The organism is Mycolicibacterium holsaticum DSM 44478 = JCM 12374 (genome assembly GCF_019645835.1).
Classification (GTDB): Bacteria; Actinomycetota; Actinomycetes; order Mycobacteriales; family Mycobacteriaceae; genus Mycobacterium; species Mycobacterium holsaticum.
Genome location: NZ_CP080998.1, coordinates 890,723 through 917,588, shown reverse-complemented (window position 1 = coordinate 917,588; position 26,866 = coordinate 890,723). Strand labels below are relative to the sequence as shown.

Annotated in this window: 20 protein-coding genes; 7 read left to right on the top strand and 13 right to left on the bottom strand. The window is 68.3% G+C overall.

The features are described from left to right. The 6 genes from K3U96_RS04530 to K3U96_RS04505 all read right to left on the bottom strand — a co-directional run bounded on the left by K3U96_RS04530 (position 1) and on the right by K3U96_RS04505 (position 9,228). The gene (locus K3U96_RS04530) at positions 1–2,394 is read right to left on the bottom strand and encodes a cation-translocating P-type ATPase (RefSeq protein WP_220692206.1); all 2,394 of its coding nucleotides are present in this window, start codon (positions 2,392–2,394) and stop codon (positions 1–3) included. Then, positions 2,391–3,971 carry a serine hydrolase gene (locus tag K3U96_RS04525; protein WP_220692205.1) on the bottom strand — a complete coding sequence of 527 codons (1,581 nt, stop codon included), beginning with the start codon at positions 3,969–3,971 and terminating at the stop codon, positions 2,391–2,393. Before K3U96_RS04525 ends, K3U96_RS04530 begins: the two co-directional genes overlap by 4 nt. Before the next feature lie 78 nt (positions 3,972–4,049). Further along, positions 4,050–5,165 (bottom strand): MBL fold metallo-hydrolase, encoded by a 1,116-nt coding sequence (locus K3U96_RS04520; RefSeq protein WP_220692204.1) that lies wholly within the window; start codon positions 5,163–5,165, stop codon positions 4,050–4,052. Then, complete coding sequence (locus K3U96_RS04515) at positions 5,166–5,900, bottom strand: enoyl-CoA hydratase (RefSeq protein WP_220692203.1); 735 nt, start codon at positions 5,898–5,900, stop codon at positions 5,166–5,168. A 26-nt stretch (positions 5,901–5,926) separates the two neighbouring features. Further along, a complete protein-coding gene (locus K3U96_RS04510; RefSeq protein WP_220692202.1) occupies positions 5,927–8,053 on the bottom strand; it encodes an amylo-alpha-1,6-glucosidase in 2,127 nt (708 codons plus the stop codon). Beyond that, entirely contained in the window at positions 8,050–9,228 is a 1,179-nt protein-coding gene (locus K3U96_RS04505) for a glycosyltransferase family 4 protein (protein WP_372514892.1), read from the bottom strand. Before K3U96_RS04505 ends, K3U96_RS04510 begins: the two co-directional genes overlap by 4 nt. A gap of 136 nt (positions 9,229–9,364) precedes the next feature. Here K3U96_RS04505 and K3U96_RS04500 point away from each other — a divergent pair, with 136 nt between their 5' ends. Both K3U96_RS04500 and K3U96_RS04495 read left to right on the top strand, forming a co-directional pair. Next, positions 9,365–10,834 (top strand): acetyl-coenzyme A carboxylase carboxyl transferase subunits beta/alpha, encoded by a 1,470-nt coding sequence (locus tag K3U96_RS04500; RefSeq protein ID WP_220692201.1) that lies wholly within the window; start codon positions 9,365–9,367, stop codon positions 10,832–10,834. A 36-nt stretch (positions 10,835–10,870) separates the two neighbouring features. Then, on the top strand, positions 10,871–11,563 hold the full coding sequence (locus K3U96_RS04495) for a hypothetical protein (RefSeq protein ID WP_220692200.1): 693 nt from the start codon (positions 10,871–10,873) through the stop codon (positions 11,561–11,563). A 9-nt stretch (positions 11,564–11,572) separates the two neighbouring features. Here K3U96_RS04495 and K3U96_RS04490 read toward each other — a convergent pair whose 3' ends face one another. Continuing rightward, the gene (locus K3U96_RS04490) at positions 11,573–11,821 is read right to left on the bottom strand and encodes a hypothetical protein (protein WP_069403233.1); all 249 of its coding nucleotides are present in this window, start codon (positions 11,819–11,821) and stop codon (positions 11,573–11,575) included. Beyond that, a complete protein-coding gene (locus K3U96_RS04485) occupies positions 11,818–12,222 on the bottom strand; it encodes a hypothetical protein (RefSeq protein WP_220692199.1) in 405 nt (134 codons plus the stop codon). The genes K3U96_RS04490 and K3U96_RS04485 overlap by 4 nt, the downstream gene beginning before the upstream one ends. 51 nt (positions 12,223–12,273) lie before the next feature. Between K3U96_RS04485 and K3U96_RS04480 the strand changes: the two genes are divergently transcribed. Further along, positions 12,274–13,410: an epoxide hydrolase family protein gene (locus tag K3U96_RS04480; RefSeq protein WP_220692198.1), complete on the top strand. Its 1,137-nt coding sequence runs from the start codon at positions 12,274–12,276 to the stop codon at positions 13,408–13,410. Positions 13,411–13,428: 18 nt separating this feature from the next. Here the strand turns inward: K3U96_RS04480 and K3U96_RS04475 are convergent, their stop codons facing one another. The 3 genes from K3U96_RS04475 to K3U96_RS04465 form a co-directional block, all read right to left on the bottom strand. Beyond that, positions 13,429–15,270, bottom strand: a complete 1,842-nt coding sequence (locus K3U96_RS04475; RefSeq protein WP_069403230.1) for an ABC transporter ATP-binding protein — start codon at positions 15,268–15,270, stop codon at positions 13,429–13,431. Then, complete coding sequence (locus K3U96_RS04470) at positions 15,267–17,201, bottom strand: ABC transporter ATP-binding protein (RefSeq protein WP_220692197.1); 1,935 nt, start codon at positions 17,199–17,201, stop codon at positions 15,267–15,269. The genes K3U96_RS04475 and K3U96_RS04470 overlap by 4 nt, the downstream gene beginning before the upstream one ends. A 103-nt stretch (positions 17,202–17,304) precedes the next feature. Next, on the bottom strand, positions 17,305–19,227 hold the full coding sequence (locus K3U96_RS04465; RefSeq protein WP_220692196.1) for an ABC transporter ATP-binding protein: 1,923 nt from the start codon (positions 19,225–19,227) through the stop codon (positions 17,305–17,307). A 150-nt stretch (positions 19,228–19,377) separates the two neighbouring features. Between K3U96_RS04465 and prrA the strand changes: the two genes are divergently transcribed. After that, entirely contained in the window at positions 19,378–20,079 is a 702-nt protein-coding gene (gene prrA / locus K3U96_RS04460; protein ID WP_069403227.1) for a two-component system response regulator PrrA, read from the top strand. Next, positions 20,079–21,422: a HAMP domain-containing sensor histidine kinase gene (locus tag K3U96_RS04455; RefSeq protein ID WP_069403226.1), complete on the top strand. Its 1,344-nt coding sequence runs from the start codon at positions 20,079–20,081 to the stop codon at positions 21,420–21,422. Before prrA ends, K3U96_RS04455 begins: the two co-directional genes overlap by 1 nt. Positions 21,423–21,425: 3 nt before the next feature. On the opposite strand, the gene K3U96_RS04450 is transcribed toward K3U96_RS04455, so the two are convergent. Then, complete coding sequence (locus tag K3U96_RS04450; protein ID WP_220692195.1) at positions 21,426–21,809, bottom strand: FKBP-type peptidyl-prolyl cis-trans isomerase; 384 nt, start codon at positions 21,807–21,809, stop codon at positions 21,426–21,428. Between the two features lie 22 nt (positions 21,810–21,831). Between K3U96_RS04450 and K3U96_RS04445 the strand changes: the two genes are divergently transcribed. Both K3U96_RS04445 and K3U96_RS04440 read left to right on the top strand, forming a co-directional pair. Continuing rightward, entirely contained in the window at positions 21,832–22,080 is a 249-nt protein-coding gene (locus K3U96_RS04445; protein ID WP_069403260.1) for a DUF2630 family protein, read from the top strand. Positions 22,081–22,083: 3 nt separating this feature from the next. After that, positions 22,084–23,646 (top strand): phytoene desaturase family protein, encoded by a 1,563-nt coding sequence (locus K3U96_RS04440; RefSeq protein ID WP_220692194.1) that lies wholly within the window; start codon positions 22,084–22,086, stop codon positions 23,644–23,646. Here the strand turns inward: K3U96_RS04440 and K3U96_RS04435 are convergent. After that, positions 23,643–26,780: an AAA family ATPase gene (locus tag K3U96_RS04435; RefSeq protein WP_220692193.1), complete on the bottom strand. Its 3,138-nt coding sequence runs from the start codon at positions 26,778–26,780 to the stop codon at positions 23,643–23,645. The two genes, K3U96_RS04440 and K3U96_RS04435, sit on opposite strands and share 4 nt — an antisense overlap. Positions 26,781–26,866 lie beyond the last annotated feature (86 nt).

Here is a 26,866-nt window from a genome sequence, read left to right as displayed (position 1 = left end):
CTACTCCGAGCGCCACAGCCGGCGTTGTTCTCCCAGAACCGCCCCCTGCACCCACCAGATCACCTCGATCGCGCCCGCCCCGGCCAGGCCGATGCCCAACGCGATCGACGTCGTTTTCACGTTCGAGGGATCCAGCATGAACAGCTCCCGCGCCAGCGGAATCGAGAAGATCACCACGTAGGCCGCACCCGAGACCACCACCAGCGCAACCCGCCACCACTGGTAGGGCCTGGCCACCACCGCGAGCACCCAGATCGCCGAGACCAGCAGCGTGATCAGCGCCGCCGTGGACGCCTGGGTCTGTTCGGTCTGCGTGGCCGCCCGTCCCTGGTAGGCCGCCAGGTACGAGGCGAACGTCGCGATGCCGATCACCAGGCCCGACGGCAACGCCGCCGTCATCACCCGGCGCACGAACCCCGGATGTGCGCGCTCGTTGTTGGGCGCCAAGGACAGGATGAACGCCGGAATGCCGATGGTGAACCACGCCGCGATCGTGACGTGGATGGGCTGAAACGGGTAGAGCAGCGGATCGGACCCGAACACCTTGGACGCCAGACCCGCAAGGCCCACCAGGACCGCCAGCAGCACCGAGTACACCGTCTTAGTCAGAAACAGGTTGGAGACCCGCTCGATGTTGCCGATCACCCGCCTGCCCTCGCCGACGACGTAGGGCAGCGTGGCGAACTTGTTGTCCAGCAACACGATCTGGGCCACCGCCCGGGACGCCGAACTGCCCGAGCCCATCGCCACGCCGATGTCGGCGTCCTTGAGCGCCAGCACGTCGTTGACCCCGTCGCCCGTCATCGCCACGGTGTGCCCACGCGACTGCAGCGCGTGCACCATCGCGCGTTTCTGGTCGGGCCGCACCCGGCCGAACGTCGTGCACTCCTCGAGGGAGTGTGCCAGTTGGTCGAGTTCGTCGGGCAACTCGCGGGCGTCGATCGTCTGGCCGTGCAGGCCCAGCATTTCGGCCACCGCACCGACCGACACCGCGTTGTCACCGGAGATGACCTTGATCGAAACCTTCTGCGAGGCAAAGTAGTCGAGGGTATCGCGAGCATCGGGCCGGACGCGCTGTTCGAGCACCACCAACGCCGCGGGTGTGACGCACCCGGGTGCGTCGGGGTGGTCGACGGGCAGGTCGCTGGAACCCAGCAGCAGCACCCGCAGGCCGCGCGCGCCGATCTCCTCGGCCTGGGTCGCGACCGGTGAACCTGGTTCGAGCAGCACATCGGGCGCGCCGATCACCCAGTCACCGTGCTCGCCGTAGGACGCCCCGCTCCATTTGGTGGACGACTTGAACGGTGCGGTGGCGGTGGCGGTCCACCCGGGCCCCACCGGATACGCCTCGGCGATCGCCTGCATGCTGGCGTTGGGCCTGGCGTCGTCGGCGGCGAGTTGGGCCAGGATGTCGGCGACGTCACCTTCGGAGAGCTGCTCGAGATCCGCTACGCGCATACCGTTTTCGGTCAGGGTGCCGGTCTTGTCGGCGCACACCACGTCGACGCGGGCCAGCCCCTCGATGGCGGGCAACTCGTTGACCAGACACTGTCGCCGACCCAGCCGGATCACGCCGACCGCGAATGCGATCGACGTCATCAGCACCAGGCCCTCGGGCACCATCGGCACCAGCGCACCGACCATCCGCAGCACCGACTCGCGCCATCCCGCATCGGTGGTGAACAGCTGCGTGTAGATGATCAGCAGGCCCGCGGGGATCAGCAGGTACGTGATGAACTGCAGGATCTTGTTGATGCCGCTGCGCAGTTCGGAATTCACCAGGGTGAACTTGCTGGCCTCCTCGGCGAGCTTGGCCGCGTACGCCTCGCGGCCGACCTTGGTGGCCCGGTATGCGCCGCTGCCCGCGACGACGAAGCTGCCCGACATCACCATGTCGCCGGGGTCTTTGGCGATCGGGTCGGCCTCGCCGGTGAGCAACGACTCGTCGACCTCCAGGTTGGACTCCTCGACGATCTCCCCGTCGACGACGATCTGGTCGCCGGGCCCGAGTTCGATGATGTCGTCGAGGACGACCTCGTTGGGCGGCAGCGGCTCGGCGGTGGACACCGCACCGGATCGCCTTCGCACCAGCGGTTTGGCCTGTCCGACGATGGCCAGCCTGTCCAGTGTCTGTTTGGCCCGCAGTTCCTGGATGATGCCGATGGCGCTGTTGGCGATGATCAACAGCCCGAATGCGCCGTTGATCACCGAACCGGTGGACAGCACGATGATCAGCAGCACACCGAGGATCGCGTTGATGCGGGTGAACACGTTGGACCGCACGATGTCGGATACGCTGCGCGCCGCCCTGGTCGGGACATCGTTCGTCTTGCCCTGCGAAACCCGTTGGGCCACCTCGGCTTCGGTCAGGCCCGCGGCGATGGCCGTGGTCACCGGCGGAACGCTCCCTTGCCGAACTCGTCGTAGTCTTCGATGATGAGGGTGTCGCCGTCGAAGGTGACCTTGCTGACCGAACCGGGCGGTGAGTTCTCCGACACCCAGCTGTAGGTGAACGTGTTGCCGTCCCAATGCGACAGCCGCGCAGCCAACTTCGTCCCGAGGCGCAGCCGCAGCTCACCGTCGGCTTCGGTGATGGTGGCTGCCCCCCAGTAGTCGTTGTGGTAGACGCCGGTGTAGGACGGCAGCGGTGCGGCGGGTGCGGGATCGGCGGGTGGTTGTTTGCCTGCCAACGAGCCCTCCGGCTCGTCCATCTCGCCGAGAGCCTTGCTGTAGAGCCGGTACCAGTCCTCGCGGACCTCGCCGAACTGCACGAGGTCGGCGAATTCGGCGGTGAGCGTTTCCGGCACGCCCGACGGTGAGCCGTTGGTGAGCGCGACGATCGCCACGTCGGCTGACGGCAGGATCACGAAGTTGGTGCCGGCACCGAGCAGGAACGCGCCGGAATGGCTGAGTTCCATCCGCGCCCCCGACGTCGAGCTGACGTTGAAGCCGTAACCGTAGAAACCCGACCGCATCGCCGGCTCGGTCGCCCGGGCCGAGACGATCTGCGGGGTGAGCGCCGGAAGCAGCGCCTTCGGGTCGACGATCTGCTTGCCGTCGTGAGATCCGTTGGCCAGCACCATCGCCAGCCACCGGGTCATGTCGTTGGCCGATGCGCTCGCCCCGCCTGCCGGCGCTTCGGGGTCGGCATCGCGAACGTAGGTGGGCTGATAGCGCCCGTCGACGCGGATGTGGCCGACGGCGCGGTTGGGTCGGTCCTGGTAGTCGGCGAACCGGTAACTCGTCGACGACATGCCGAGCGGTTCGAACAGCACGTCCTCGGCGAGCTGTTCCCACGGTTTGCCGGCGCCGACGGCCACCGCCTCGGCGCCCGCGGTGAAACCGAAGTTGGTGTAGGCGTAGGAGATCCGGAACGGGTCCAGCGGCAGCTGGCCCAGCCGCTCCAACACCTGCCTGCGGTCATAGCCGATGTCCTCGAGCTTGTCGCCGGCGTGGTCGGGCAACCCGGAGCGATGCGCCAGCATGTCGCCGACGGTGACCATTCTCGTGACGGTGGGATCGGACAGGGTGAACCACGGCAGCTTGGACACGATCGGGGTGTTCCAGTCGACCGCCCCGACACCGACCTGGTGGGCCACCACCGTTGCCGCCAGCGGTTTGGACAGCGACGCCAGCTGAAACACGGTGTCAGGATCGACCCGGTTGCTTTCGGTCGTCTCGCCGACGTCTTTGACACCGAACCCCTTGGCGTACACGGTCTTTCCCTCGTGCACGACGGCCACCGCCAGCCCCGGGATACCGGATTTCGCCATCAGGCCCTCGGCGAGGTCGTCGAGTTTGGCGACGGCGTTGTCGACGGCGTTCTGCGGTAACGCCATCGCGGGTACCAGCGGTGGCGGCACGTCGGGCTGCGCGGGCGACGACGTCGCCGGCTGAGCCGGTTGCGATGCGCACCCCACCCCCAGCGTCAACAGCAATACCGCGACGACAGCCCTGACCAGTGCGCTCATGAGGTGAACGGTAACGGGTGCGCACCGCCTGGGCCCGTCATACGCGCCCGGGCACCATGTCGGGCGGGTTCCGGCGCGTCAGAGTCGCCACCACGGGTCGAACGACGACGTGGCGGGGTCGACCCGTTGGCCCGGCTTGGGCACTGCCACCGTGACACGCTCGGCGTCGGCGGCTTTGAGCAGGCGTTCGACGGGTTCTGCCCAGGGATGGGGGGCCAGCCGGAACGTCGCCCAGTGGATCGGCACCAGCAGACCCGAGTGGGCCTCGGCGACGTCGAGGTGGGCGCGCACGGCCTCTTCGGGGTTCATGTGGATGTCCGGCCACGCCGGGTGGTAGGCGCCGATCGGCAGCAGGGTCAGGTCGAAAGGCCCGTGGTCCACCCCGATTTCGGCGAAGCTCTTGGTGTATCCGGTGTCGCCGCCGAAGAACGCGCGGTGCTGCGGACCGGTGATCACCCACGACGCCCACAGCGTGGTGTTGCGGGAGAACAGCCGACCCGAGAAGTGCCGCGCGGGGGTGCACACCAGCCGCAGGTCCCCGATCTGGTGGCTTTCATACCAGTCCAACTCGACGATGCGGCTCTCCGGTATCCGCCACTTGCGCAGGTGCGCACCGACCCCCAGCGGCACCACGAACGGTGAGCGCTGGGTGCGGGCCAGCCCGACGATGGTCTGGATGTCGAGGTGGTCGTAGTGGTCGTGGCTGATCAGCACCGCGTCGACGGCGGGCAGCGCTTCCAGTGGGGCCGGCACGTCGTGCATCCGCTGCGGCCCGACGGCGTGCGACGGCGAACAGCGTTGGCTCCACACCGGGTCGGCGAGCACCCGGTAGCCGTCGATGTCGATCAGCGCCGAGGAGTGCCCGAACCAGCGCACCGCCAGTGGCGGCGCATCGGGGTCGACGACACCCGGTTCGACAACCGGGATGGGGCCGCCGGGCCTGCCGGTGTCCCGAGACCCCAGAAGTTCGCGCAGCAGCAACTGCTGCTGCTCACGGTCGAGGTTGACCGGGGAGGCCGGGTCCAGGTTGACGAAGACGCCGTCGCGGTAGTTCGGCGAGCGCCGCGCCACGGCTTCGATCTCGCCGGGCGAGGCTCCCAGCGCCGCGGGCGCACCGTTCAGCGCGCGCAGCACCCAGCCACCGGCCAGCAGCGAAGCCGTCCCGAAGCCGAAGCGCAGCGCCGCCCGGATCACTCAGGCCCCCTGGAACCTCGGTGGGCGCTTCTCGATACGCGCGACCTGGGCCTCGATGACGTCCTGGCTGCCCCAGGCCCGATCGAAGAGGTCCTGATGCTCGGGTCGCGGGTCCTCGTATGCGCCATCGTCGTTGAGTACCCGCTTGGCGTGCTGCAACGCCAAGGGGGCATAGCCGGCGATCTCGGCGGCCCAAGCCTGCGCATCGGCCGGCGTGCCAATGCGGTTGGCCATGCCGGTCTGCAGCGCGACGTCGGCGGTCAGCCGTTCGGCAGCCAGCAGCATCCCCCGCGCACGACCGGCTCCGACCAGCGAAGTCAATCGTCGGATGCTCCAGTTGTCCAGCGCCAAACCGTATTTCGCGACCGGGAACTGAAAGTACGCCTCGGGGGCCACAACCCGCAGATCGCAGATCATCGAGAGGATGACGCCTGCGCCGATCGCGGGCCCGTTGATTGCGCCGATGACCGGCACCGGGGCCTTGTCGATGGCGAGGTTGAGCGCCTTGGCCTTGTCGGGCAGCTCGTCGGCCACCCCGGAGGGATCCGACAGGTCCGCACCGGAGCTGAACACCGCGCCCTGCCCGGTCAGCACGATCGCGCGGACGTCCTCGGTGGCGGCCTTCTCGATCGCCTCGCGCAGGTTGTCGACGAGCTGGCCGTTCAGCGCGTTGCGGCGCTCGGCGCGCTGCATCTCCAGCGTCATCACCGGGCCGTCGCGGGTTACACCAATCATGTCGCCACCCTAGCGAGCGGCCTCGATCAGCTCTGCGGGGTGACCACTTCCCAGCCGTCGGGAACACCGCTGACCTTGACCTCGTCGCCCTCGGCCTCGATGTGCACGGTCGCATCGCCCAGCGTCAGGTCGGTCAGCGAGACGCGGCCCCAGGATTCCGGGAGCTTCGGGCTGACCACGATGCGCCGGTCCGGCACGTGCGGGTCCAGCCCGAGGAACGCACGCACCAGCAGCAGCGGCGCCGCGCTGGCCCATGCCTGCGGTGAACACGACGTCGGATAGGGCACCGGTGAGCGGAACTCCGAACGCGAGAAACCACAATACAATTCGGGCAATCGCCCGCCGAACGCGGCGGCCGCGTCGAGCAGACCGGTCGCCAACCGTTCGGCCAGCTCCACCGCGCCCGGCACGTGCTTGTAGCGCATGAGGCCCGCGACGACGATCGCGGTGTCGTGCGGCCACACCGACCCGTTGTGGTAGCTCATCGGGTTGTAGGCGCCCATCGACGTGGCCAGCGTGCGCAGGCCGAAGCCGGAGTCCATCTCGTCGGTCGCCAGCTGTTTCACGATCGACTCGACGTGCTCGTCGGCGGCGATGCCCGTCCACAGGCAGTGGCCGATGTTGCTGGTCAGCGAGTCGACCGGATTCTTGTCGCCGTCCAGCGCCAGGGCGTACCAGCCCCGGTCGGGCAGCCAGAACGCGTCGAGGAACTTGGCCCGAAGCGACTGCGCCCGATCGCGCAGCCGCTTGGCGGTCGCCGGCTCGCCGAACGCCTCGGCCAGCTCGGCACGGGCCAGCAGCGCGGCGTACTGGTAGCCCTGGACCTCGCACAACGCGATCGGCGGCTCGGCGATTGGGCCCACCGCGTAGTTGATCCCGTCGAAGCTGTCCTTCCAGCCCTGGTTGACCAGCCCGCGGTCGGTGGCGCGCCGGTACTCGACGAACCCGTCACCGTCGCGGTCGCCGTATCGGGCGGCCCAATCCAGCGCCGCGTCGGCGGCCGGCAGCAGTGAGCGGACCAGGTTCTCGTCGGCTCCCCAGCGCCAGCTTTCGGCGAGCAGCATCACGAACAGCGGCGTCGCGTCGACGGCGCCGTAGTAGACGGGGCCGCCGAGCACCGCGGCGGACAGAGGTCCGCGGCGCAGCTCGTGCATGATCCGGCCGGGCTGTTCCTCGGTGACCGGGTCGACCTGGCGGCCCTGGGTGTCGGCCAGCTGCTGCAGGGTGCCCAGCGACAACCCGTAGTCCACCGGCAGCGACATCCACGCAGTGAGAATGCTGTCGCGCCCGAACAGGGTCATGTACCACGGTGCGCCCGCGGCGACGAACGGCCGCTTCTCACCGCTTTCGTCGTGGATCAGCAGCGCGCCCAGGTCGCTTTCGGTGCGCCGCAACACTTCTGCGAGCACCCGATGGTCGGGGTCGACCTTGGTGGCCGTGCCGCGCCACGCCTGCAACTTCTGTGCGGGCGCGCTGGACTCGAGGTGCTCGCCCGTGCGAAAGCGGCTCTTGACGCTCTGGTTCGACCACGTCGGCTGCGCGACGATCTCGGTCTGCCACCGTTGGCGCGGCGGCACGACGATGCGCCAGCTGAACGCCCCCGGCACCACCGTCGCGCCGTCTGAGGCCGACACGACCAGTCCGCGGACGTGGTCGGTGCGGTCGCGAAGGACGAGTTCGCCGCTGACGACGGTCATTTCGGCACCACCGAGCGAGGGGCGGCCCTCCTTGACCGCGAACAGATCGGCGAAGTCGGCGTCGGCGTGCAGTTCCAGGGACACCACGGTGGGTTCGGTGCCGAGGTTGTGCAGTGTGATCGTCTCGCGCATGCCGTCGGCCACCAGCCGCTCACGCACCACCAGCAGCGTGCTGTCCGCCAGCCCGGCCAGCGGTGCGCGCCGCGAAACAAAATGGGCGGCGAACGCTTCGGGCATTTCGACGGACAGCGGCTCGGGTTCTCGGCCGTCGACGCGCAGCTCCCACCGCGACAGCACCCGCGAGTCGCGGAAGAACAGGCCGTGTGAGCGGCCTTCGAGCACGTCGCCGTGGTGGTCGGAGCGGCAGAAGGTGGCGCCCTCCACCAGCGTCACGGCGTCGCCGCCGAAACCGAGGCTGGCGGGTTCGCCGCTGTTGAGTGCGGACGGGGTGCTCATAGGCGCCCTCGCCTCGACGTAGTGGGGGTGACGATCCGGCGCATCGCGATCGGCTGACGGCCGCGTGCGGCGCCGACGACCTCGCGGTAGATGCGTTCGTAGCCCGAGCCGAAGTGGCCGAATCCGAAGTGCGCGGCCACATGTCGGCGGCAGACGGCCGGGTCCAGCGTTTCGGTCTTCGCGATCGCCTGCGGCAGTTCCTCGGGCCGATCGCAGACGAACCCGGTCACGCCGTCGGCGATCACCTCGGGCACCGCGCCGCCACGCAGCGCCACCACCGGGGTGCCGCAGGCCATCGCCTCGATCATCACCATCCCGAACGGTTCCTCCCATTGGATCGGGAAGAGCACGCACCGCGCGCCGGCCAACAGCTTGCGTTTGTCGTCGGCGTCGGCCTGGCCGAACACGTGGTCGTTCTCGGTGAGCCGCGGGCGCACGTACTCGTCGAAGTAGGCCTGCTCGGCCGGCTCGTCGCACTTGGCGGCCAGCACCAGCGGGATCCCTGCGGCGTGCGCGGCGTCGAGCGCCAGATGGGCGCCCTTGTACGGGGCATAGCGGCCGAGGAACAGCGCGTAGTCGCCCTTGTCGGTTCGGAACGGCCAGTCGTCGATGCGCAGCGAATTGTGGACGCGGCCAACCCAGTTCAGGTCGGGGGCCAGCTCACGCTGGCGGTCGCTGATCGCGATCAGGCCGACGTCGTCGCCGAGCTCCCGATAGAACGGATACAGATCCTCGTCGATCGGACCGTGCATGGTGACCACGGTCGGCAATCCGAGCGACCGGTACAGCGCGGCGTTGAGCGGTCCGGCGAACGTGTGCTCGTGGATGATGTCGACGCCTTCGTTCTCGACGATCCGCTCGATCGCACGCCGGGTCTTGAGCGCGTGCATGATCTCCGGATAGGGCTGGCCGAGGCGGTCGGGAAGCGTGCGGTCCCACACCGGAACGAACTTGGCTGCGGTGCCCGGCTCGCCCGCGCCCAGCAGCGTCACGTCGTGTCCACGTTTCACCAGGGCGTCGGCCAGATCGGCGACGACGGCCTCGGTGCCTCCGTAGCCCTTTGGCGGAACGTCGAAGTAAGGCGGTGCGACGAGCACGATGCGCATCGGTTCGATGGCCGATTGGATGGTCGGTTCGTCGACTTCACGCTCGTTGACGAAATCGGTCGGGCTCAACTGGTCCTCCTTTGTCTCCTCTGCCCTCGCCGCGGCGTTAGCACTCTCACCTCACGAGTGCTAATTATGGCTCGTCGTCGGGCAGTTAGCTAATCGGCCGGCGCGGACCGCAAGCGGCCCGCGTTAGCCTTCTCGGGTGAGCCGTATCGGTGCCGTTGAGCTGCGGGACGCCGTCCTCGATGACGGCTCGTTTCGCAGCTGGGACACCCAGCCACTGCAGGTCGCGACCACCGACTCGTATCGCCGCGAACTGGCCGACGCAGCGGCGAAGACGGGCCTCGACGAGTCGGTACTGACCGGCGAGGGCACGATCTTCGGCCGCCGCGTGGCGTTGGTGATGTGCGAGTTCGACTTCCTGGCCGGCTCGATCGGAGTGGCTGCCGCTGAGCGCATCACCCTGGCGGTGCAGCGGGCCACGGCCGAACGGCTGCCCTTGGTGGCGTCGCCGAGTTCGGGTGGCACGCGGATGCAGGAGGGCACGGTCGCGTTTCTGCAGATGGTCAAGATCGCGGCCGCGGTCGAACTGCACAAAAGAGCGCACCTGCCGTACTTAGTATACCTTCGCAACCCGACGACCGGCGGTGTGTTCGCGTCGTGGGGTTCGCTCGGCCACGTCACCGCCGCCGAACCCGAAGCGCTCATCGGCTTTCTCGGCCCGCGGGTCTACGAGCACCTCTACGGCGAACCGTTTCCGCCGGGCATCCAGACCGCCGAAAACCTCGAACGCCACGGCGTCATCGACGCGGTGGTTCCGCTTGACGCGCTGCGCACGACGCTGGACCGCACGCTGAAGGTGGTCGCCGATCCGGCCGGGGCGCCGCCGCCTGCGCCCGAACCCGAAGAGCTGCCGGACGTGCCGGCGTGGGAGTCGGTGCAGGCCTCACGGCGGCCCGACCGCCCGGGCGTCGGCTACCTGCTGCGGCACGGGACGACCGACCGGGTGCTGCTGTCGGGGACCGGCCAGGGTGAGGCGGCGACGACGATGCTGGCGTTGGCCCGGTTCGGCGGCCAGCCCGCCGTCGTCCTCGGCCAGCAGCGGGTGGTCGGCGGCATGGTCGGACCGGCCGCGTTGCGCGAAGCGCGCCGCGGCATGGCGTTGGCGGCCGGCCTGAAGCTGCCGCTGGTGCTGGTCATCGACACGGCCGGGCCCGCGCTCACCGTCGAAGCCGAACAGGGCGGGCTGGCGGGCGAAATCGCAAGGTGCCTCGCCGAACTCGTCACGCTGGACACCCCGACGGTGTCGGTGCTGCTGGGCCAGGGCAGCGGTGGGCCGGCGCTGGCGATGGTGCCGGCCGACCGGGTGCTGGCCGCGTTGCACGGCTGGTTGGCGCCGCTGCCGCCGGAGGGCGCCAGCGCGATCGTGTTCCGCGACCTCGACCACGCACCGGAACTTGCTGCCGCGCAAGGTGTTCGGTCGGCTGACCTGTTGCGGCAGGGTATCGTCGACGCGATCGTGCCGGAACGCTTCGATGCGGCCGACGAGCCGGTGGAGTTCACCCAGCGGTTGTCGGCCACCATCGCCAACGAACTGCACGCGCTGCGGTCGGTGTCCGACGACGCGCGGCTGAGCACACGGCTGCAGCGGTACCGGCGCATCGGGCTGTAGCGGCGCGCCCCCGCCCCCGGATGGCATGCTGGAAATGTGGAATCTCTGCTTCATTTCGCGGGGAACTTCTGGTGGCTGATCTTTCCGCTGGGCGGCGCGATCGGCGGCGGAGTGCGGGCGATCGCCGCGGCCAACGAGCGCCGTGCACAACGGCGCCTGGAACGCTTCCGCATCAAGCAGCAAACCAAGATTGCGCTCGCCGAGGCGTCGGGACGGACCCGCGAGAACGAGGCGGCCAACCGCCGTGAGATGACCAAAGTGCTGCAGCGCCACGACAGTACCGACGCGCGCTGGCTGGCCTACGAGATCGACGTCGCTAAGTTGTTGGACTTTCCTGTGATGACCGACATGCGTGACCCGTTGACCATCGGCTTCCACAAGGCGCGCAGCCGCGCTGACCTGCTGCGCCCCGACACCGTCGAGGACATCCTCGGCGACCGCGCCGCCCAGCTCGAATACCGTGATGCCGTCCATGACTACGTGGCAGCGTTCGACGTGGCCGAGGCCGAGGCGATACGACGGCGGCGCAGCGACTTCTCGGCCGAGGACCGCGACCGGTTGGACCGCGCCGCGCACCTGTTGCGGCTGGCCTCCGACGGCGGTGCCACCCCCGGTGAACGCAGGGCCGCCTATGCCCGTGCCCGAAAGGAACTCGACGGGCTGATCGTGCTGCCCGCGGTGACCAGGGCCAGCATCGAACGCAAGATCGCCGGGGAGATCGAGGCCTAGCGGCCGTCGCTAGCCGCCCAGCTCCGATACCGCCGCGTCGAGGATGCTGGCCTGCTCGGTCAGCGCGCGCTCGGAGGGATCCCGGCCGACGCGGCTGACCAGGTCCTCGCGGGAGATCACTTCCAGCGCGCCGCGATACTTGTCCGACGCCAGCGCTCCGGCGCCGATGACCTCGATGCGGCCCTCCACCATCACCAGGATGGCGTCCTTGTCCTCGGTCTGCAGCAGTCGACGCACGTCGTCGGTCGAGATCGTCATGCTTCCGCTATACCCCTTCGTGCGCTGAGTTCGCCCAACCGGCGGCTGTAGGCGTAGAGCACCGCCGCGGCGGCCAGCGCCTCGGTCAGCGCCAGCGTTGTAGCGACGGTCATCACCGTCGACGGCTGCTCGGCGGTGCCCGTCGCACCGTGTTGGTGGGTGGGGCCCGGCAGGTGCAGCGCGATCATCGCCAGGTTCATCAGCGCGACGACGACCCAGGCCCGAACGGTGCCGTCGCGCCAGAGGTCACGCGCGCAGTACAGGCAGGCCCCGATCATCGCCGCCAGCAGCAGCGCCGCCGCCGCGCCGGCGTGGCCCAGCATCACCGCATGCAGCCCGGCCGAGGTCACCGCGAGCCCGGCGCACGTCCGCCGTCCGAGGACGGCCAGCTTTTTCCTCACGTCACTAGGGACTCCGCGCCACGACGAAATTCATCCGTGCGACCATGCGGCATGGCCTCGATCACCCCGTTTCGCATCGCCGTTGCCGATTCCGACCTCGAAGACCTGCGCGCGCGGTTGGCCCGCACGCGATGGCCGGAGGCCGAATGCGTTGACGACTGGAGCCAGGGTATCCCGCTTGTCTACACCCGCGAGCTGGCCGACTACTGGGCCAACACCTACGACTGGCGTGCCCGCGAAGCCGCGCTCAACCGGTTCGACCACTTCACCACCGAAATCGACGGGCTCGACATTCATTTCATCCACCAGCGCTGCGGCCGCGATGACGCGTTCCCGTTGCTGATCACCCACGGCTGGCCAGGTTCGGTGGTCGAGTTCCACAAGGTGATCGAGCCGCTCACCGAGCGCGGGTTCGACGTGGTGTGCCCGTCGCTGCCCGGATACGGATTCTCCGGCAAGCCGACCCAAACCGGTTGGGGCATTGAAAGAATCGCGACGGCCTGGGACACGCTGATGGGTCGGCTCGGCTACCAGCGCTACGGCGCACAGGGCGGCGACTGGGGGTCGGCGGTCACCACCCAGATCGGGCGCAACGGGGGTCGCCGGAGCCGCTCCGGCGGCGACATCAGCCGATGCGTGGCCATCCACACCAACATGCCGCTGGGCTTCCCGCCGGGCAACCTGGAAAATCCGACCGAGGAGGAGAAGCAGGCGCTCGAGCGGGCGGACTACTACCAGAAGTGGGATTCGGGCTACTCCAAACAGCAGTCGACGCGGCCGCAGACCCTGGGCTACGGGCTTGTCGACTCCCCGGTCGGACAGCTGGCGTGGATCGTCGAGAAATTCTGGTCGTGGATGGACTGCGACGGCCATCCGGAGAACGTGTTGAGCCGCGACGAGCTACTCGACAACGTGATGCTGTACTGGCTCACCGCGTCAGGCGCATCCTCGGGCCGGCTCTACTGGGAGAGCTTCAACGCGTTCGGCGGGTTCGACCGCGTCGAATTGCCCACTGGCGTAGCGGCTTTCCCCAAGGAGATTCTCAAGGCGCCGCGCAGTTGGTGCGAAGCCGGATACAACATCACCCATTGGACGACGATGCCGCGCGGCGGCCACTTCGCCGCGTTCGAGCAGCCCGAACTGTTTGTCGAAGACGTCAGCACGTTCTTCGGCGGTATCACGGGTTGACGCCGCGGCGCGGCGAGCTCAGGCCAGTGACTGCACCCACGCGCGGTGCAGCGCGGCGTAGTGGCCGTCGTCGCGGGCGATGAGGTCGGCCGGGGCACCGTCCTCGACGATGTTCCCGTGCTCGAGCACCAGCACCCGGTCGGCGATCTGCACGGTGGACAGCCGGTGCGCGATGACCAGTGCGGTGCGATCGGCCAGCACCGTCTCCAGCGCCCGTTGCACCATCCGTTCGCTGGGAATGTCCAGCGAGGACGTCGCCTCGTCGAGGATCAGCACCGCGGGGTCGGCCAGAAACGCCCGGGCGAACGCGACCAGCTGACGCTGACCGGCCGAGAGCCGCCCGCCGCGCTTGGCGACGTCGGTGTCATAGCCCTCGGGCAGCGAATCGATGAAGCCGTCGACGCCCACCGCCGCGGCCGCGGCCGCCACCTCGGCGTCGCTGGCATCGGGCCTGCCGAACCGGATGTTGTCGGCGATGGTGCCGTCGAACATGAAGTTCTCCTGGGTGACCATCACGACGTGCCTGCGCAGCTCCGACTGCGAAAGATCGCGCAGGTCAACGCCGTCCAGCGTGACCGAACCGGCCGTCGGGTCATAGAACCGGGCGATCAGCTTGGCGATGGTCGTCTTGCCCGCACCGGTGGTGCCGACCAGCGCGACGGTCTGACCGGCGGGCACGTCCAGCGTCATGCCGGGCAGCACGGGACGCCCCGGCACGTATTCGAACCGCACGTCGTTGAACGCGATCTCGCCGCGCACGTGCCGCAACGCGACGGGGTTGGCGGGGTCCTTGATGCCGGGCCGCTGCGCCAGCACACCGGCCAGCTTCTCCAGCGCTGAGGCGGCGGACTGGAAGGTGTTGAAGAACTGGCTGATCTCCTGCATCGGTTCGAAAAACATCCGCAGGTAGAGCAGGAACGCGGTCAGCGTGCCGATCGTCATCTGATCGTTGAGCACCAGGTAGCCGCCGTAGAGCAGTACCACCCCGGTGGTGATGTTGCCGACCAGTTTGACGCCGGGCATGAAGACCGCCAACAGCCGGAAGGTCTTCTCGTTGTCGTCCTTGTAACGGTCGGCGATCTCTTCGAAGATCTGTTGGTTGCGCGGCTCACGGCGGTACGCCTGCACGGCCTTGATCCCGGTCATGGTCTCGACGAACTGCACGATCACCAGCGCGGCGCTCTCACGGACCTTGCGGTAGGTCTTGGCCGACTCCTCGCGGAACCACCACACCAGCCCGACCAGTACGGGGAAGGCGCCCAGGCACATCAGGCCCAGTCGCCAGTCGAGTGTCACCAGCAGGATCGCGGTGCCGAAGAGCGTGAGCACGGCGGTGACGAGGCTGTCGAAACCGGTTTCCAGCATGTCCTGGATGGCCTCGACGTCGTTGGTGGACCGGCTCACCACCCGCCCGGACGTGTAGCGCTCGTGGAAGGCCACGTCGAGGCGCTGGAAGTGCCGGAAGACCCGGCGCCGCAGTTCCAGCAGCACCTTCTGTCCGATGCGCCCTGAGCGCCGCAGAAAGAACATCCGGCTGGTCGCCTGGATCAGCACCACCGCACCGAGCGCCGCGACGATCATCAACAACGTGTGCGCCGGGCCGCCCTGGACAATCGGCGGGATGCCGTGGTCGATGCCGCGTTGCACAAGAAGTGGAACAGAAAGGCGCGCAAGGTTTTCCACCACAACGACCAGTGCGAGCAAACCGACCGTCAGCCGGTAGGGCCGCAACAGCGACCACAGCAACGTGCGCGCCTCTCGACGCCGAGGCACGCTCTCGTCGATCGGCAGGTCGTCGGGTTGCTGCTCGTCGAACTTGCCGCGCCATCCCGGGTCGGCCCGGCCCGCCACGCTGGTCATCGGCCCTCGGACTCGGTGGTGACGAAACGCTGGACGACGCGATCGCGGTCCAGCGCCTCCTGCTCCTCGTAGGCCAGGCTCAGCCGGGCGCGGTCCTTCTCGCCCTGCCAGGCGCCGACGCGTTCGGCGCCGTCGGCGAGTTCGTCGTCGGCGGCCAGCAGATAGCGGTACTGCGGCACGGTGGCGAGCAGTTGGGCGTGCGTGCCGACGTGGGTGATCGTGCCGTTCTCCAGCAACGCAACCTTGTCGGCCAGCAGCACGGTCGACGCGCGGTGCGCGACGACGATGGCGGTCACGTTGTGCAGCACCCGGCGCAGCGCCTCTTCGACGACGGACTCGGTGTGCACGTCCAGCGCCGAAAGGGTGTCGTCGAGCACCAGGATCTTCGGCTGCGCGAGGATCGCCCGGGCGAGCGAAAGACGTTGCCGCTGACCGCCTGACAGGCTCATGCCCTGCTCGCCGATACGGGTGTCCAGGCCGAAGGGCAGGTCGTAGACGAACTGCGCGGCGGCGATCTCGATGGCCTGCGCGAGTTCCTCGTCGGTTGCCGGGTTGTCCGCGGAGCGGCCCAGCGCCAGGTTCTCGGCCACCGACATCGAGAACAGCGTCGGGTCCTCGAACGCGGTGGCCACCGTCTGGCGCAGCGCGGGCAGCGTGAACTCGCGGATGTCGCGGCCGTCGATGCAGATCTCGCCCTCGGACACGTCGTAGAGCCGCGACAACAGCGCGACCAGCACCGATTTGCCCGATCCGGTGGAACCGACCAGCGCCATCGTCTCGCCGGGTTCGACGACAGCGTTGACATGGCGCAGGGCCCAGTCATCGGGCTGCGCGCCGGGAAAGCGGAAGCCCACGTCGATCAGCTCCAGGCGCCCGCGCCGGGGTGCCTGGTCGCATGGGCCGTCGACGATCTCCTTTGGCGCATCGAAGATCTCGGCGATCCGGTTGGCCGCGGTGAACGATTCCTGCGTCATCGACAGCAGAAAGCCCAGCGACGCGATCGGCCAGACCAACGACAGCATCATCGTGATGAACGCGACCAGCGTGCCCATCGTCACGTGGCCGTGGCCGGCGGCGTACGCGCCGAAGCCCAGCACCACGATCAGCGTCAGGTTCGGGATGATCTCCAGCAGCGTCCAGAACTTCGCCGACACCCCCACCCGGCTGACCTGCGTGTCGTAGAGATCGGTGAGCTGTTCGTCGAACCGGTCGTAGACGTAGTCCTCGCGGCCGAAGGACTTCACCACCCGCAGCCCGAGCGCGGACTCCTCGACATGCGTTGCGACGTGCCCGGATTGGTCCTGCGCCAGCCGTGACAGCCGGGTGTACTCGCGCTGGAAGTGCAGCACGGTGCCGGCGATCGGCACGATCGACACCACCACCACCACGCCCAGCGGCCAGTACATCGCCAGCAGGATCGCGGTGACCACGGTGATCTGCAGCACGTTGAGCAGCAAAAACAGCAGACCGAACGACATGAACCGCCGAATTGTGCCGAGGTCGTTCATGATTCGCGAGAGCAGCTGTCCGGACTGCCAATTGCCGTGGAAGCTCATCGGCAGGATCTGCAGGCGCGCGTAGAGGTCCTTGCGGATGTCGGCCTCCACCCCCATCGTGGCGCGGGCGGCCAGCCAGCGGCGGATGAACCACAGCACCGCCTCGCACACTCCGACGCCCATCGCCGCGCTGCCCAGCAGCCACAGCGCCTGCTGGTCCTGCTCGCGCACGGGCCCGTCGATGACGGCCTTGGTCATCAGCGGTATGGCGATGGTGGCGGCCAGGCTGGCGATGGCGACGGTGACCATCGCGATCCAGCGCACCCGGTAGGGCAGCAGGTACGGCAATAGCCGCCACAGGTCCGAACTGGTACGTCGGCGCTGGGGTGGCGGGGCGATGGCGGGCGCGGAGCGCAGGGTTACGGGGTCAACCACTTAGTCAATCTTCCCACGGCGAGCAATCCGATAACCGCCTCCGCGAGATGCACGTTAACGAGACAAAGTGCGAGTAGGCCCCTCGCTAACGTACGTTTCGCGGTCATGCGGCGGTGCTCTCGCGGGCGGCCTGGTCACCGAACTGGGTCACGTACAGCTCGGCGTAGCGGCCGTCGCGGGCCAGCAGTTGCTCGTGGGTGCCCCGCTCCACGATGCGGCCGTCCTCGACGACGAGAATCATGTCGGCCGCGCGCACCGTGGACAGCCGGTGGGCGATCACGATCGACGTCCGCCCGGCCAGCGCCTCGTTGAGCGCTTGCTGAACAGCCGCCTCCGACGACGAGTCCAGCGATGCGGTGGCCTCGTCGAGCACCACCACCCGCGACGTGCCCAGCAGCAGGCGCGCGATGGTGAGCCGCTGCCGCTGACCGCCCGACAGCCGGTAGCCCCGCTCGCCCACCACCGTGTCGAGCCCGTCGGGCATCGCGGCGACGACGTCGGCCAGCCGGGCGCGTTGCAGCGCGTCCCACAGCTGCTCGTCGGTGGCGTGGGGGGCGGCGAGCCGCAGGTTGGACCGGATCGACTCGTGAAACAGGTGCCCGTCCTGGGTGACCACCCCGACGGTGTCCTTCAGCGACGCGAACGTCACGCCGCGCACGTCGACGCCGTTCAATCTGATGGAGCCGGCGCCTCCGTCCGATGTCGTCGCGTCCGCGGCGTCCACGTCGTAGAGCCGCGCGATCAACGACGCGATCGTCGACTTGCCCGCGCCTGAGGAGCCGACCAGCGCCACCACCTGGCCCGGTTGCGCGGTGAACGAAATCCCGTGCAGCACTTCCTCGCCGCCGCGCGAGTCCAATACCGCCACCTCCTCCAGCGAGGCCAGCGACACCTTGTCGGCTGAGGGGTAGGAGAACCGTACGTCATCGAACTCCACGGCGACGGGGCCGTCGGGCACGTCGACGGCATCGTCGCGCTCCTGGATCAGCGGGACCAGGTCGAGCACCTCGAAGACCCGCTCGAAGGACACCAGCGCGCTGGCGATCTCGACATGCGCATTGGCCAGCGCGGTCAGCGGCGCGTACAGCCGGGTCAACAGCAGTGCCAGCGCCACGATCGCGCCCGCCTGCAGGTGCCCGCCGATCGCCAGCCAGCCGCCCAGCCCGTACACCAAAGCCAGCGCCAGCGCCGACATCAGCGTCAGCGAGTTCATGAAAACCGCCTGCAGCATCGAGGTTTTCACCCCGATGTCGCGTACCCGCCCGGCCCGCACCGCGAACGCGTGCGATTCGGTCGCCGGGCTGCCGAACAACTTCACCAACGTCGCCCCGGGTGCGGAAAACCGTTCTGTCATCTGGGTGTTCATCGTCGCGTTGTGGATGGTCGTTTCACGCGACAGGTCGGCCATCTTGGCGCCGATGCGCCGGGCGGGCACGATGAACAACGGGGTGAGCAACAGCGACAGCACGGTCACCTGCCACGAGATCGACAACATCACCGCCAGCGTCAACGTCAACGTCACCACGTTGGACACCACGCCGGACAGCGTGTCGGAGAACGCCCGCTGCGCGCCGATCACGTCGTTGCCCAACCGGCTGACCAGGGCGCCGGTGCGGGTGCGGGTGAAGAACGCGACCGGCATCTTCTGTACGTGGTCGAACACCGCGGTGCGCAGATCGAAGATCAGCCCCTCCCCGATGTGCGACGACAGCCACCGCGTCACCAGCGTCACCGCCGCTTCGGCCACGGCGACCAGGGCGATCACGGCCGCGAGCAGCACCACGATGCGCGGGGCGCCGCCGTCGACGATCGCGTCGACGACCTTGCCGGCCAGCAGCGGCGTCGCCACGGTGAGCAACGCGCTGACGACGCTCACCGCGACGAACGCCCACAGTTTGCGGTGGTGCCGCGCTGCGAACCGCCAGATGCGGCTCAGCAGGGCCCGGTTCGCCAGCGAGCGCAGGTCGCCGCCGCGGGCACGCGTCTGCCGGTACAGCGTTTGCCGAGCGACCGTTTCGATACTCATGAATTCACCGTAGAACCTCAACAAAAGATGAGGTCAAATGTTCCTGCGCGCCGGGTGGCGGGCCGTTCACCCAGATCTCAATGCCAATCGCGCCGGGCCATACCCGCAGGTTCCCGCGGTTCACCCATGGTTTCAGGCAAGATTGTGGATATGGACAGTGCTGCTGCATCGCCGCGGGTACTCGTAGTCGACGACGACCCCGACGTGCTGGCTTCGCTCGAGCGCGGCCTGCGGCTGTCCGGGTTCGACGTGGCCACCGCCGTCGATGGCGCCGAGGCGCTGCGCAGCGCGACCGAGACCAGGCCCGACGCGATCGTGCTCGACATCAACATGCCGGTGCTCGACGGGGTCAGCGTGGTCACCGCGCTGCGGGCGATGGACAACGACGTCCCGGTCTGCGTCCTTTCCGCGCGCAGTTCGGTCGACGACCGGGTCGCCGGGCTGGAGGCCGGCGCCGACGACTACCTGGTCAAGCCGTTCGTGCTGGCCGAGTTGGTCGCGCGGGTCAAGGCGCTGCTGCGCCGGCGCGGCTCGACGGCGACGTTCTCCTCGGAGACCATCCAGGTCGGCCCGCTGGAGGTCGACATCCCGGGCCGGCGGGCCCGGGTCAACGGCGTCGACGTCGACCTGACCAAGCGCGAATTCGATCTGCTGGCGGTGCTGGCCGAGCACAAGACCGCGGTGCTGTCGCGGGCCCAGCTCCTCGAGCTGGTGTGGGGTTATGACTTCGCCGCCGACACCAACGTCGTCGACGTGTTCATCGGGTATCTGCGCCGCAAGCTGGAGGCCGGCGGCGCACCGCGGCTTCTGCACACCGTGCGCGGCGTGGGGTTCGTGCTGCGGACCCAGTGATGGACGTGCTGTCGCGGATCTTTCGCCGAACGCCGTCGCTGCGTACCCGTGTCGCGCTGGCCACCGCGATCGGCGCCGCGATCGTCGTGGTGATCGTCGGCACCGTGGTCTGGATCGGCATCACCAACGACCGCAAGGAGCGGCTGGACCGCCGCCTGGACGAGGCGGCGGGTTTCGCGATTCCGTTCCTGCCCCGCGGCCTTGACGAGATCCCCAAATCACCCAACGACCAGGACGCCGTCATCACGGTGCGTGACGCCGACGGCGACGTGACGTCCAACTCCAACGTCGTGCTGCCGCAACTGGAACCCGGCTACGCCGACACCCATGTCGACGGGGTGCGCTACCGGGTGCGCACGGTCGACATCCGGATTCCCGAGCCGATGTCGGTGGCCGTCGGCGCGACCTATGACGCCACCATCGCCGACACCAACAACCTGCACCGCAGGGTGATCATCATCTGCGTGTTCGCCGTCGGCGCCGCATCGGTGTTCGGCTGGGTGCTGGCGGCGTTCGCCGTGCGCCCGCTCAAACGGCTGGCCCGGCAGACCCGCCAGATCGATGCGGGCGACGAGGCGCCCGATATCGAGGTGCGGGGCGCCACCGAGGCCGTCGAGATCGCCGAAGCGGTCAAAGGCCTGCTCGAGCGGGTCTGGAATGAGCAGGACCGGACCAAGTCGGCGCTGGCGTCGGCGCGTGATTTCGCGTCGGTGTCCGCGCACGAACTGCGCACGCCGCTGACCGCGATGCGGACCAACCTCGAGGTGCTGTCCACCCTGGATCTGCCCGAGGAGCAGCGCAAAGAGGTGGTCAACGACGTCATCCGCACCCAGTCGCGCATCGAGGCCACCCTGGCCGCCCTGGAACGGCTCGCCCAGGGTGAGCTGTCGACCGCCGATGACCACGTGCCCGTCGACATCACCGAACTGCTCGACCGTGCCGCCCACGACGCGATGCGGGTGTTCCCCGAGCTGGAGGTGTCGTTGGTGCCCGCGCCGACGGTGATCATCCTCGGCCTGCCCGCCGGGCTGCGGCTGGCGGTGGACAACGCGATCGCCAACGCGATCAAACACGGCGGCGCCACGAGGGTGCAGCTGTCGGCGGTCAGCTCGCGCGCGGGGGTGGAGATCGCCATCGACGACGACGGCGTCGGTGTTCCCGAGGAGGAACGCAAGGTCGTGTTCGACCGGTTCTCCCGCGGGTCGACGGCGTCGCACTCGGGTTCGGGGCTGGGCCTGGCGCTGGTTGCGCAGCAGGCCGAATTACACGGCGGCACCGCCACGTTGACCGAAAGCCCGCTGGGCGGCGCCCGGCTGCTGCTGCAGCTACCCGGCGTGCGCTAGTGGTTAGCGGGTCGCGAGCAGGTCGATGACGAAGATCAACGTCTTGCCGGACAGCCGATGCCTGCCGCCGGCGGGACCGTAGGCCTGCTCGGGCGGGATGACGAGCTGGCGCCGCCCGCCGACCTTCATACCGGGAATGCCGTCCTGCCATCCCTGGATCAGCCCGCGCAACGGAAATTCGATCGACTCGCCACGGTCCCACGAGCTGTCGAACTCTTCGCCGGTGTCGTACTCGACGCCGACGTAGTGCACCTCGACGGTGCCGCCGGGCACGGCCTCCGCACCATCGCCGACGACGACGTCGGTGATGGCCAGGTCAGCCGGCGGGGGTCCGTCGGCAAATTCGATCTCGGGCTTTTGCCCTGAAGTTGCACTCACCGTGTTCACGCTAGTCGGGCAGACTGGATGCGTGGCTACGGACCAAGACATTCTCGCTCAGGTCAACAAGCTGGTCGCCGAGGAGCAGGAGCTGCGCACCAAGCTTCAGCACCACGAGATCGACGAGTCCGAGGAGCACAGCAGGCTGCGCGCCGTGGAGGTCGCGCTCGACCAGTGCTGGGATCTGCTTCGGCAACGCCGGGCGCTGCGCGACGCGGGCGGTGATCCACGCGAAGCCGAGGTCCGTCCTCCAGACGAGGTCGAGGGCTACCTTGGCTGAGCCGTGACCTCAGCCGCCGGTGCCGCTGCGGCGGCGACGTACGACGCAGTCATCGTCGGCGGCGGACACAACGGGCTGGTGGCCGCGGCCTATCTGGCCCGCGCCGGCCGCCGGGTGCAAGTGCTGGAGCGTCTCGACCATGTCGGCGGCGCGGCGGTGTCCGCGCACGCCTTCGACGGCGTCGACGCGCGGTTGTCCCGCTACTCGTATCTGGTCAGCCTGCTGCCCCGGCGCATCGTCGAGGACCTCGACGCCCGGGTGCGCCTGGTGCGTCGCCGCTATTCCTCCTACACGCCCGACCCGGCCACCGGTGGGCGCACGGGGCTGCTGGTCGGTCCGGCGTCGACGTTCGATGCGATCGGCGCGGCCGCCGACGAGGCGGGCTTCGCGGAGTTCTACCGCCGCTGCGGTGCCGTCACGTCACGGTTGTGGCCGACGCTTCTGCAGCCGCTGATGACGCGCGGTGAGGCGCGCGACCTCGTCGACGACGACACCGCCTGGCATCCGATGGTCGAGGAACCGATCGGGCGTGCGATCACCGGCGCGGTGTCACACGACCTGGTGCGCGGCGTCATCGCCACCGACGCGTTGATCGGCACGCTCGCGCGCACCGACGACCCGTCGCTGACCCAGAATGTCTGCTTTCTGTACCACCTGCTCGGCGGCGGCACCGGCGACTGGGATGTGCCGATCGGCGGGATGGGTGCGGTCAGCGGCGCGCTGGCCGCCGCGGCCGCTGGGTATGGTGCGGAAATCATCTGCGGTGCAGAGGTTTACGCGATCGACCCAGATGCAGAGGTGCGCTACCGCCGCAACGGCGAGGAGCATCGGGTACATGCCGATGCGGTGTTGGCCAACGTGACACCGGCGGTGCTGGCGCGGCTGATGGGTGAGCCTGAACCCGACGTGACGCCAGGGTCTCAGGTCAAGGTCAACCTGATGCTGCGCAGGCTGCCCGGTCTGCGCGACGAGACCGTCACCCCTGAGCAGGCGTTCGGCGGGACGTTTCACATCAACGAGACGCTGGCTCAACTGGATCTGGCCCATACCCGCGCGAGCCATGGGGTGGTTCCCGATCCGCTGCCCTGCGAGATCTACTGCCATTCGCTGACCGATTCGACGATCCTGTCCGACGAACTTCGCGCCGCGGGTGCGCAGACGATGACGGTGTTCGGCCTGCACACACCGCACGGGCTGATCGCCTCGGGCGGGCCTGACCGGACACGGGATGCGCTGACGTCGGCCGTGCTGAAATCACTGAATTCCGTTCTTGCCGAACCTATCCAGGACGTGGTGATGGAGGACTCGGCGGGCCGGCCGTGCATCGAGACCAAGACGACGGCCGACTTGGAGCGTTCGCTCGGCATGACGGCGGGCAACATCTTTCACGGCGCGTTGTCGTGGCCGTTCGTCGAGCACGACGAACCGTTGGACACCCCCGCGCGGCGCTGGGGCGTGGCGACGGCGCACGACCGGATTCTGTTGTGCGGATCGGGATCCCGCCGCGGTGGTGCCGTCTCGGGCATCGGCGGGCACAACGCCGCGATGGCGCTGCTGGAACGCTAGGGCATTTCCGCGGCCAGCGATATATGCCCCTCGAAGCCGAGGTCGTTGGCCATCTCGCCGTAGCGCCGTTTCAACTCGCGATATGTCGGCTCGTCACCGCGGGCCCGGGCCAACAGCGCACGGAGCCGAAGCACCACAACGTCCCGGACGACCAGTTCAGCTTCCGGGAGCGTGCCCGAAAGCTTCTCGATCGCGGCCTCCGCCTCGGCCACATCCTCGTTCGTCGCACGCGCGAGCAGCAGTTCCACCAGGGTCTGCGTGCAGCCCTCGCCGTTTGAGAAGTTGCCTGACGCGAACACGTCGTCCGTCGCCTGGCGTATCCGCTCGATTGCGCCGTCGATGTCCTTCTCGGCATCCTGGACAGCGAGAACCACCTCCAACGGCGGCACGATGTTCATTGCGTACTGCTCCCGCACACACGTCTCGCGAAGCTCGGCGAGCATCGTGAGTCCCCGCGCGCGAGCGGCGGTATCGCCGTGTGTCAGAGCTATACCGAGCGCCATGCGCAGGAGTACCAGGGGCAAATCCTCGGTGCTCCGCTCGGCCAGGTGGTAAATCTCGGTGAGCTCGTCGAGGGCTGAGTCAGTGAACGGCAGAACGCGTCGACCGATACCGACGTACTTGTACGCGCTGGCCACCGCGAGCGACGTCGGATCGGCGCTTCGCGCCATCGCCAGCGCGGTGTCCATGTCTTCCCGCCATCCGTTCTGCCCCATGCTGCAGCGGGCGAATCCGCGGAACACATAGGCCAGCGCCAACGGCGACCCGAGCATGAAACTTCCGGCCGTGCAGTCGCCGTCGGCGACGTCGATGACAGCTTGCGCCCAGCGCAGCGCATCCTCCATCTCTGCGGCTTGCAATTTGGCGACGCATGCGGGAATGGCGAGGCCGATTGTCAACGTCGGGTCGCCGATGGACTCGACGAGCGCCATCTGTTCGGACGCCTGTGCGGACGAATCGAAAATCCGTCCCCGGATCAGGTGTTCCATGGCCAGACCCGCCATCCCGATGGCGAGCGACGCCTTGTCGCCCGCCTCAATGCACAACGTACGAAGTTCGTCGAATCGCTCCGACATGTCGGGATGGAAGCGCCGGAACGCGCTGCTGCACAACAAACTCCGCGGTGTGATTCTGAGGTTCAGGCGATTCGGAAAGTCGGGCGGCAGCGCGTCTGCCACTCGGCGTGCCCGTTCCCAACTCAGCTGCGCCGCAACGTTGTCGCGATTGTTCGACCACGCGCCCGCGCGCATGTGCCAGTCGTAGGCGCTACCCAGTTCACCGGCCGACTCGAAATGCTCAGCGATCAGCACCGCGTTCTGGTCGTTTTGCTCGATGGTGGTCGCCACCCGTCGGTGCAGCCGCGCCCGCTCGGACTTGAGCTGTGACTCGTAAGCCACCGCCCGGATCAACGCATGGCGAAACGTGTAGCGGGGATCCGGACCGAACATGGTCTGATCGATCAGCTCCGCCCTGAGCAGGTCGTCGAGTGCCGGTTGAATCTCCAGCGCTTCCAGCGTCTCAGGGCTGAACTCGATGCCGATTACCGCTGCGCCGTTGAGCGTCCGCTTCGCCGCCGGATCGAGGCGGTCGATGCGTGCCGCAATCACCGCCTGCAGCGTCTGGGGGACATTGACGTCGCTTGTCGGTTCAATGCAGAGATAGCACCCCCGCGCACCGATCAGCACCTGGCGCTCGGTGAGGTCACGAACGATCTCTTCGGCGAAGAACGGATTGCCTTCGGCCCGTTCGGTGACCAGATCGGCGAGTTCTGTCACCGAGCCGTCATTGCCCAGCAATTCGGTGCTGAGCTGCGACATCTGTGAACCATCCAGCGGCTCGAGCGCGATGGTCTGTGACCGGGGCGCATGAGCGAGCGGACCGTCGTATTCCGGCCGGTAGGTGACGAGCACGAAGAAGTGCGTACGCGGCACGACGGTCAGGAAGTCGGCGATCATCGATTCGCTGAGCCCGTCGATCCAGTGCGCGTCCTCGATGACGTACATCGTCGGGCTGGTTCTCGCGAGCGCGGCGGCATTGACCAGCGCCGCGATCCGGCGCCGGCGTGCGTCGGGATCGATCTGGGGCAGTGCCGCGGCGGGATCACCGATACCCAGCAGATCTTCGACGAGAAGTAGGTCCTCCTGATCGGCGCCGGGGAATCCCGCGCGTACCTGTTCTCTTGCGGCCCAGGCATCCAACCCGCTCGATCCGGTAGCCGCCCGAAGTAGATTGGCGGCGGCATGGAACGGAATGTCTGCGGTGTGGGACTCGCAGAACGTGGTGAACACCTCGGCGCCGGCATCCGTGGCCCGCGCCGTGATTTCCTGGACCATCCTGCTCTTGCCGATGCCGGGCGGACCCACCAGCCCCACGACGCCGCCGTTCCCCCTGACCGCGCGGTCGAGGAGTCCGGTGAGTGCGGTCATCTCCCAGTCTCGGCCGATGAACGTCGTCTGCATCCGGGCCGGCCGCCGGCCGGCGGCGAGTCCCAGTAGCCGGCGGGCCCGCACCGGCGCCTGCATTCCCTTGACATGCACCGACTCCGGTTCGGCCAGTACGGCACCGCTTTCCACCAGCCGCGCGGTCGACTCGCTGACCATCACGCCGCCGGGTGGCGCGACCGCCTCCATTCGCTGCGCCATGCCGACCTGCTCGCCGACCGCGGTGTAAGACAATGGGCCCGAACCGATCTCGCCGGTGATCACCACGCCGGAATTCAGCCCGATGCGAAGCTGCAAGGCGATCCGATCACGGTCTGCGATGACGGCGGCCAGCCGCTTGGCATCTTCCTGGATGTCCAGCGCCGCCCGGCAGGCGAGCAACGCGTGATCCTCGAGCGCGATCGGAGCGCCGAACTCGGCCATGATCCCGTCGCCGGTGAATTTGTCGACCGTGCCGCCGTAGCGCTGAACGACCGCTGAGGACCGGTTGAACAACTCCGTCATGATCTCGCGCAGCCGCTCCGGTCCCAGCTTGGCGGCGATGTCCATGGACCCCACCACATCGCCGAACAGCACGGTCACCTGCTTGTACTCGGCGTTGGAGGCCGCGGTGGCAACCGAGGACCCACAGGCGTCACAGAAGCGGGCGCCGTCGCGCAGCCCGGCACCACATGACTGGCAAGAGACCGCCACCGTCTAATCGTGCGCCGAGACAGTGCCCATGGCCGCGAATTCGCCGCAATTGGGTCCGGGACCGCTATTTCGGCGCCAGCTTGGCC

Excerpts from the sequence above, each read along its gene's own strand:
- K3U96_RS04475 (WP_069403230.1), bottom strand. The coding sequence starts at position 15,270 with ATGACCAGCGTGGCGGGCCGGGCCGACCCGGGATGGCGCGGCAAGTTC.
- K3U96_RS04480 (WP_220692198.1), top strand. The coding sequence starts at position 12,274 with ATGGCCTCGATCACCCCGTTTCGCATCGCCGTTGCCGATTCCGACCTC.
- K3U96_RS04510 (WP_220692202.1), bottom strand. The coding sequence starts at position 8,053 with ATGAGCACCCCGTCCGCACTCAACAGCGGCGAACCCGCCAGCCTCGGT.
- K3U96_RS04525 (WP_220692205.1), bottom strand. The coding sequence starts at position 3,971 with ATGAGCGCACTGGTCAGGGCTGTCGTCGCGGTATTGCTGTTGACGCTG.
- K3U96_RS04455 (WP_069403226.1), top strand. The coding sequence starts at position 20,079 with ATGGACGTGCTGTCGCGGATCTTTCGCCGAACGCCGTCGCTGCGTACC.
- prrA (WP_069403227.1), top strand. The coding sequence starts at position 19,378 with ATGGACAGTGCTGCTGCATCGCCGCGGGTACTCGTAGTCGACGACGAC.
- K3U96_RS04490 (WP_069403233.1), bottom strand. The coding sequence starts at position 11,821 with ATGACGATCTCGACCGACGACGTGCGTCGACTGCTGCAGACCGAGGAC.
- K3U96_RS04515 (WP_220692203.1), bottom strand. The coding sequence starts at position 5,900 with ATGATTGGTGTAACCCGCGACGGCCCGGTGATGACGCTGGAGATGCAG.
- K3U96_RS04465 (WP_220692196.1), bottom strand. The coding sequence starts at position 19,227 with ATGAGTATCGAAACGGTCGCTCGGCAAACGCTGTACCGGCAGACGCGT.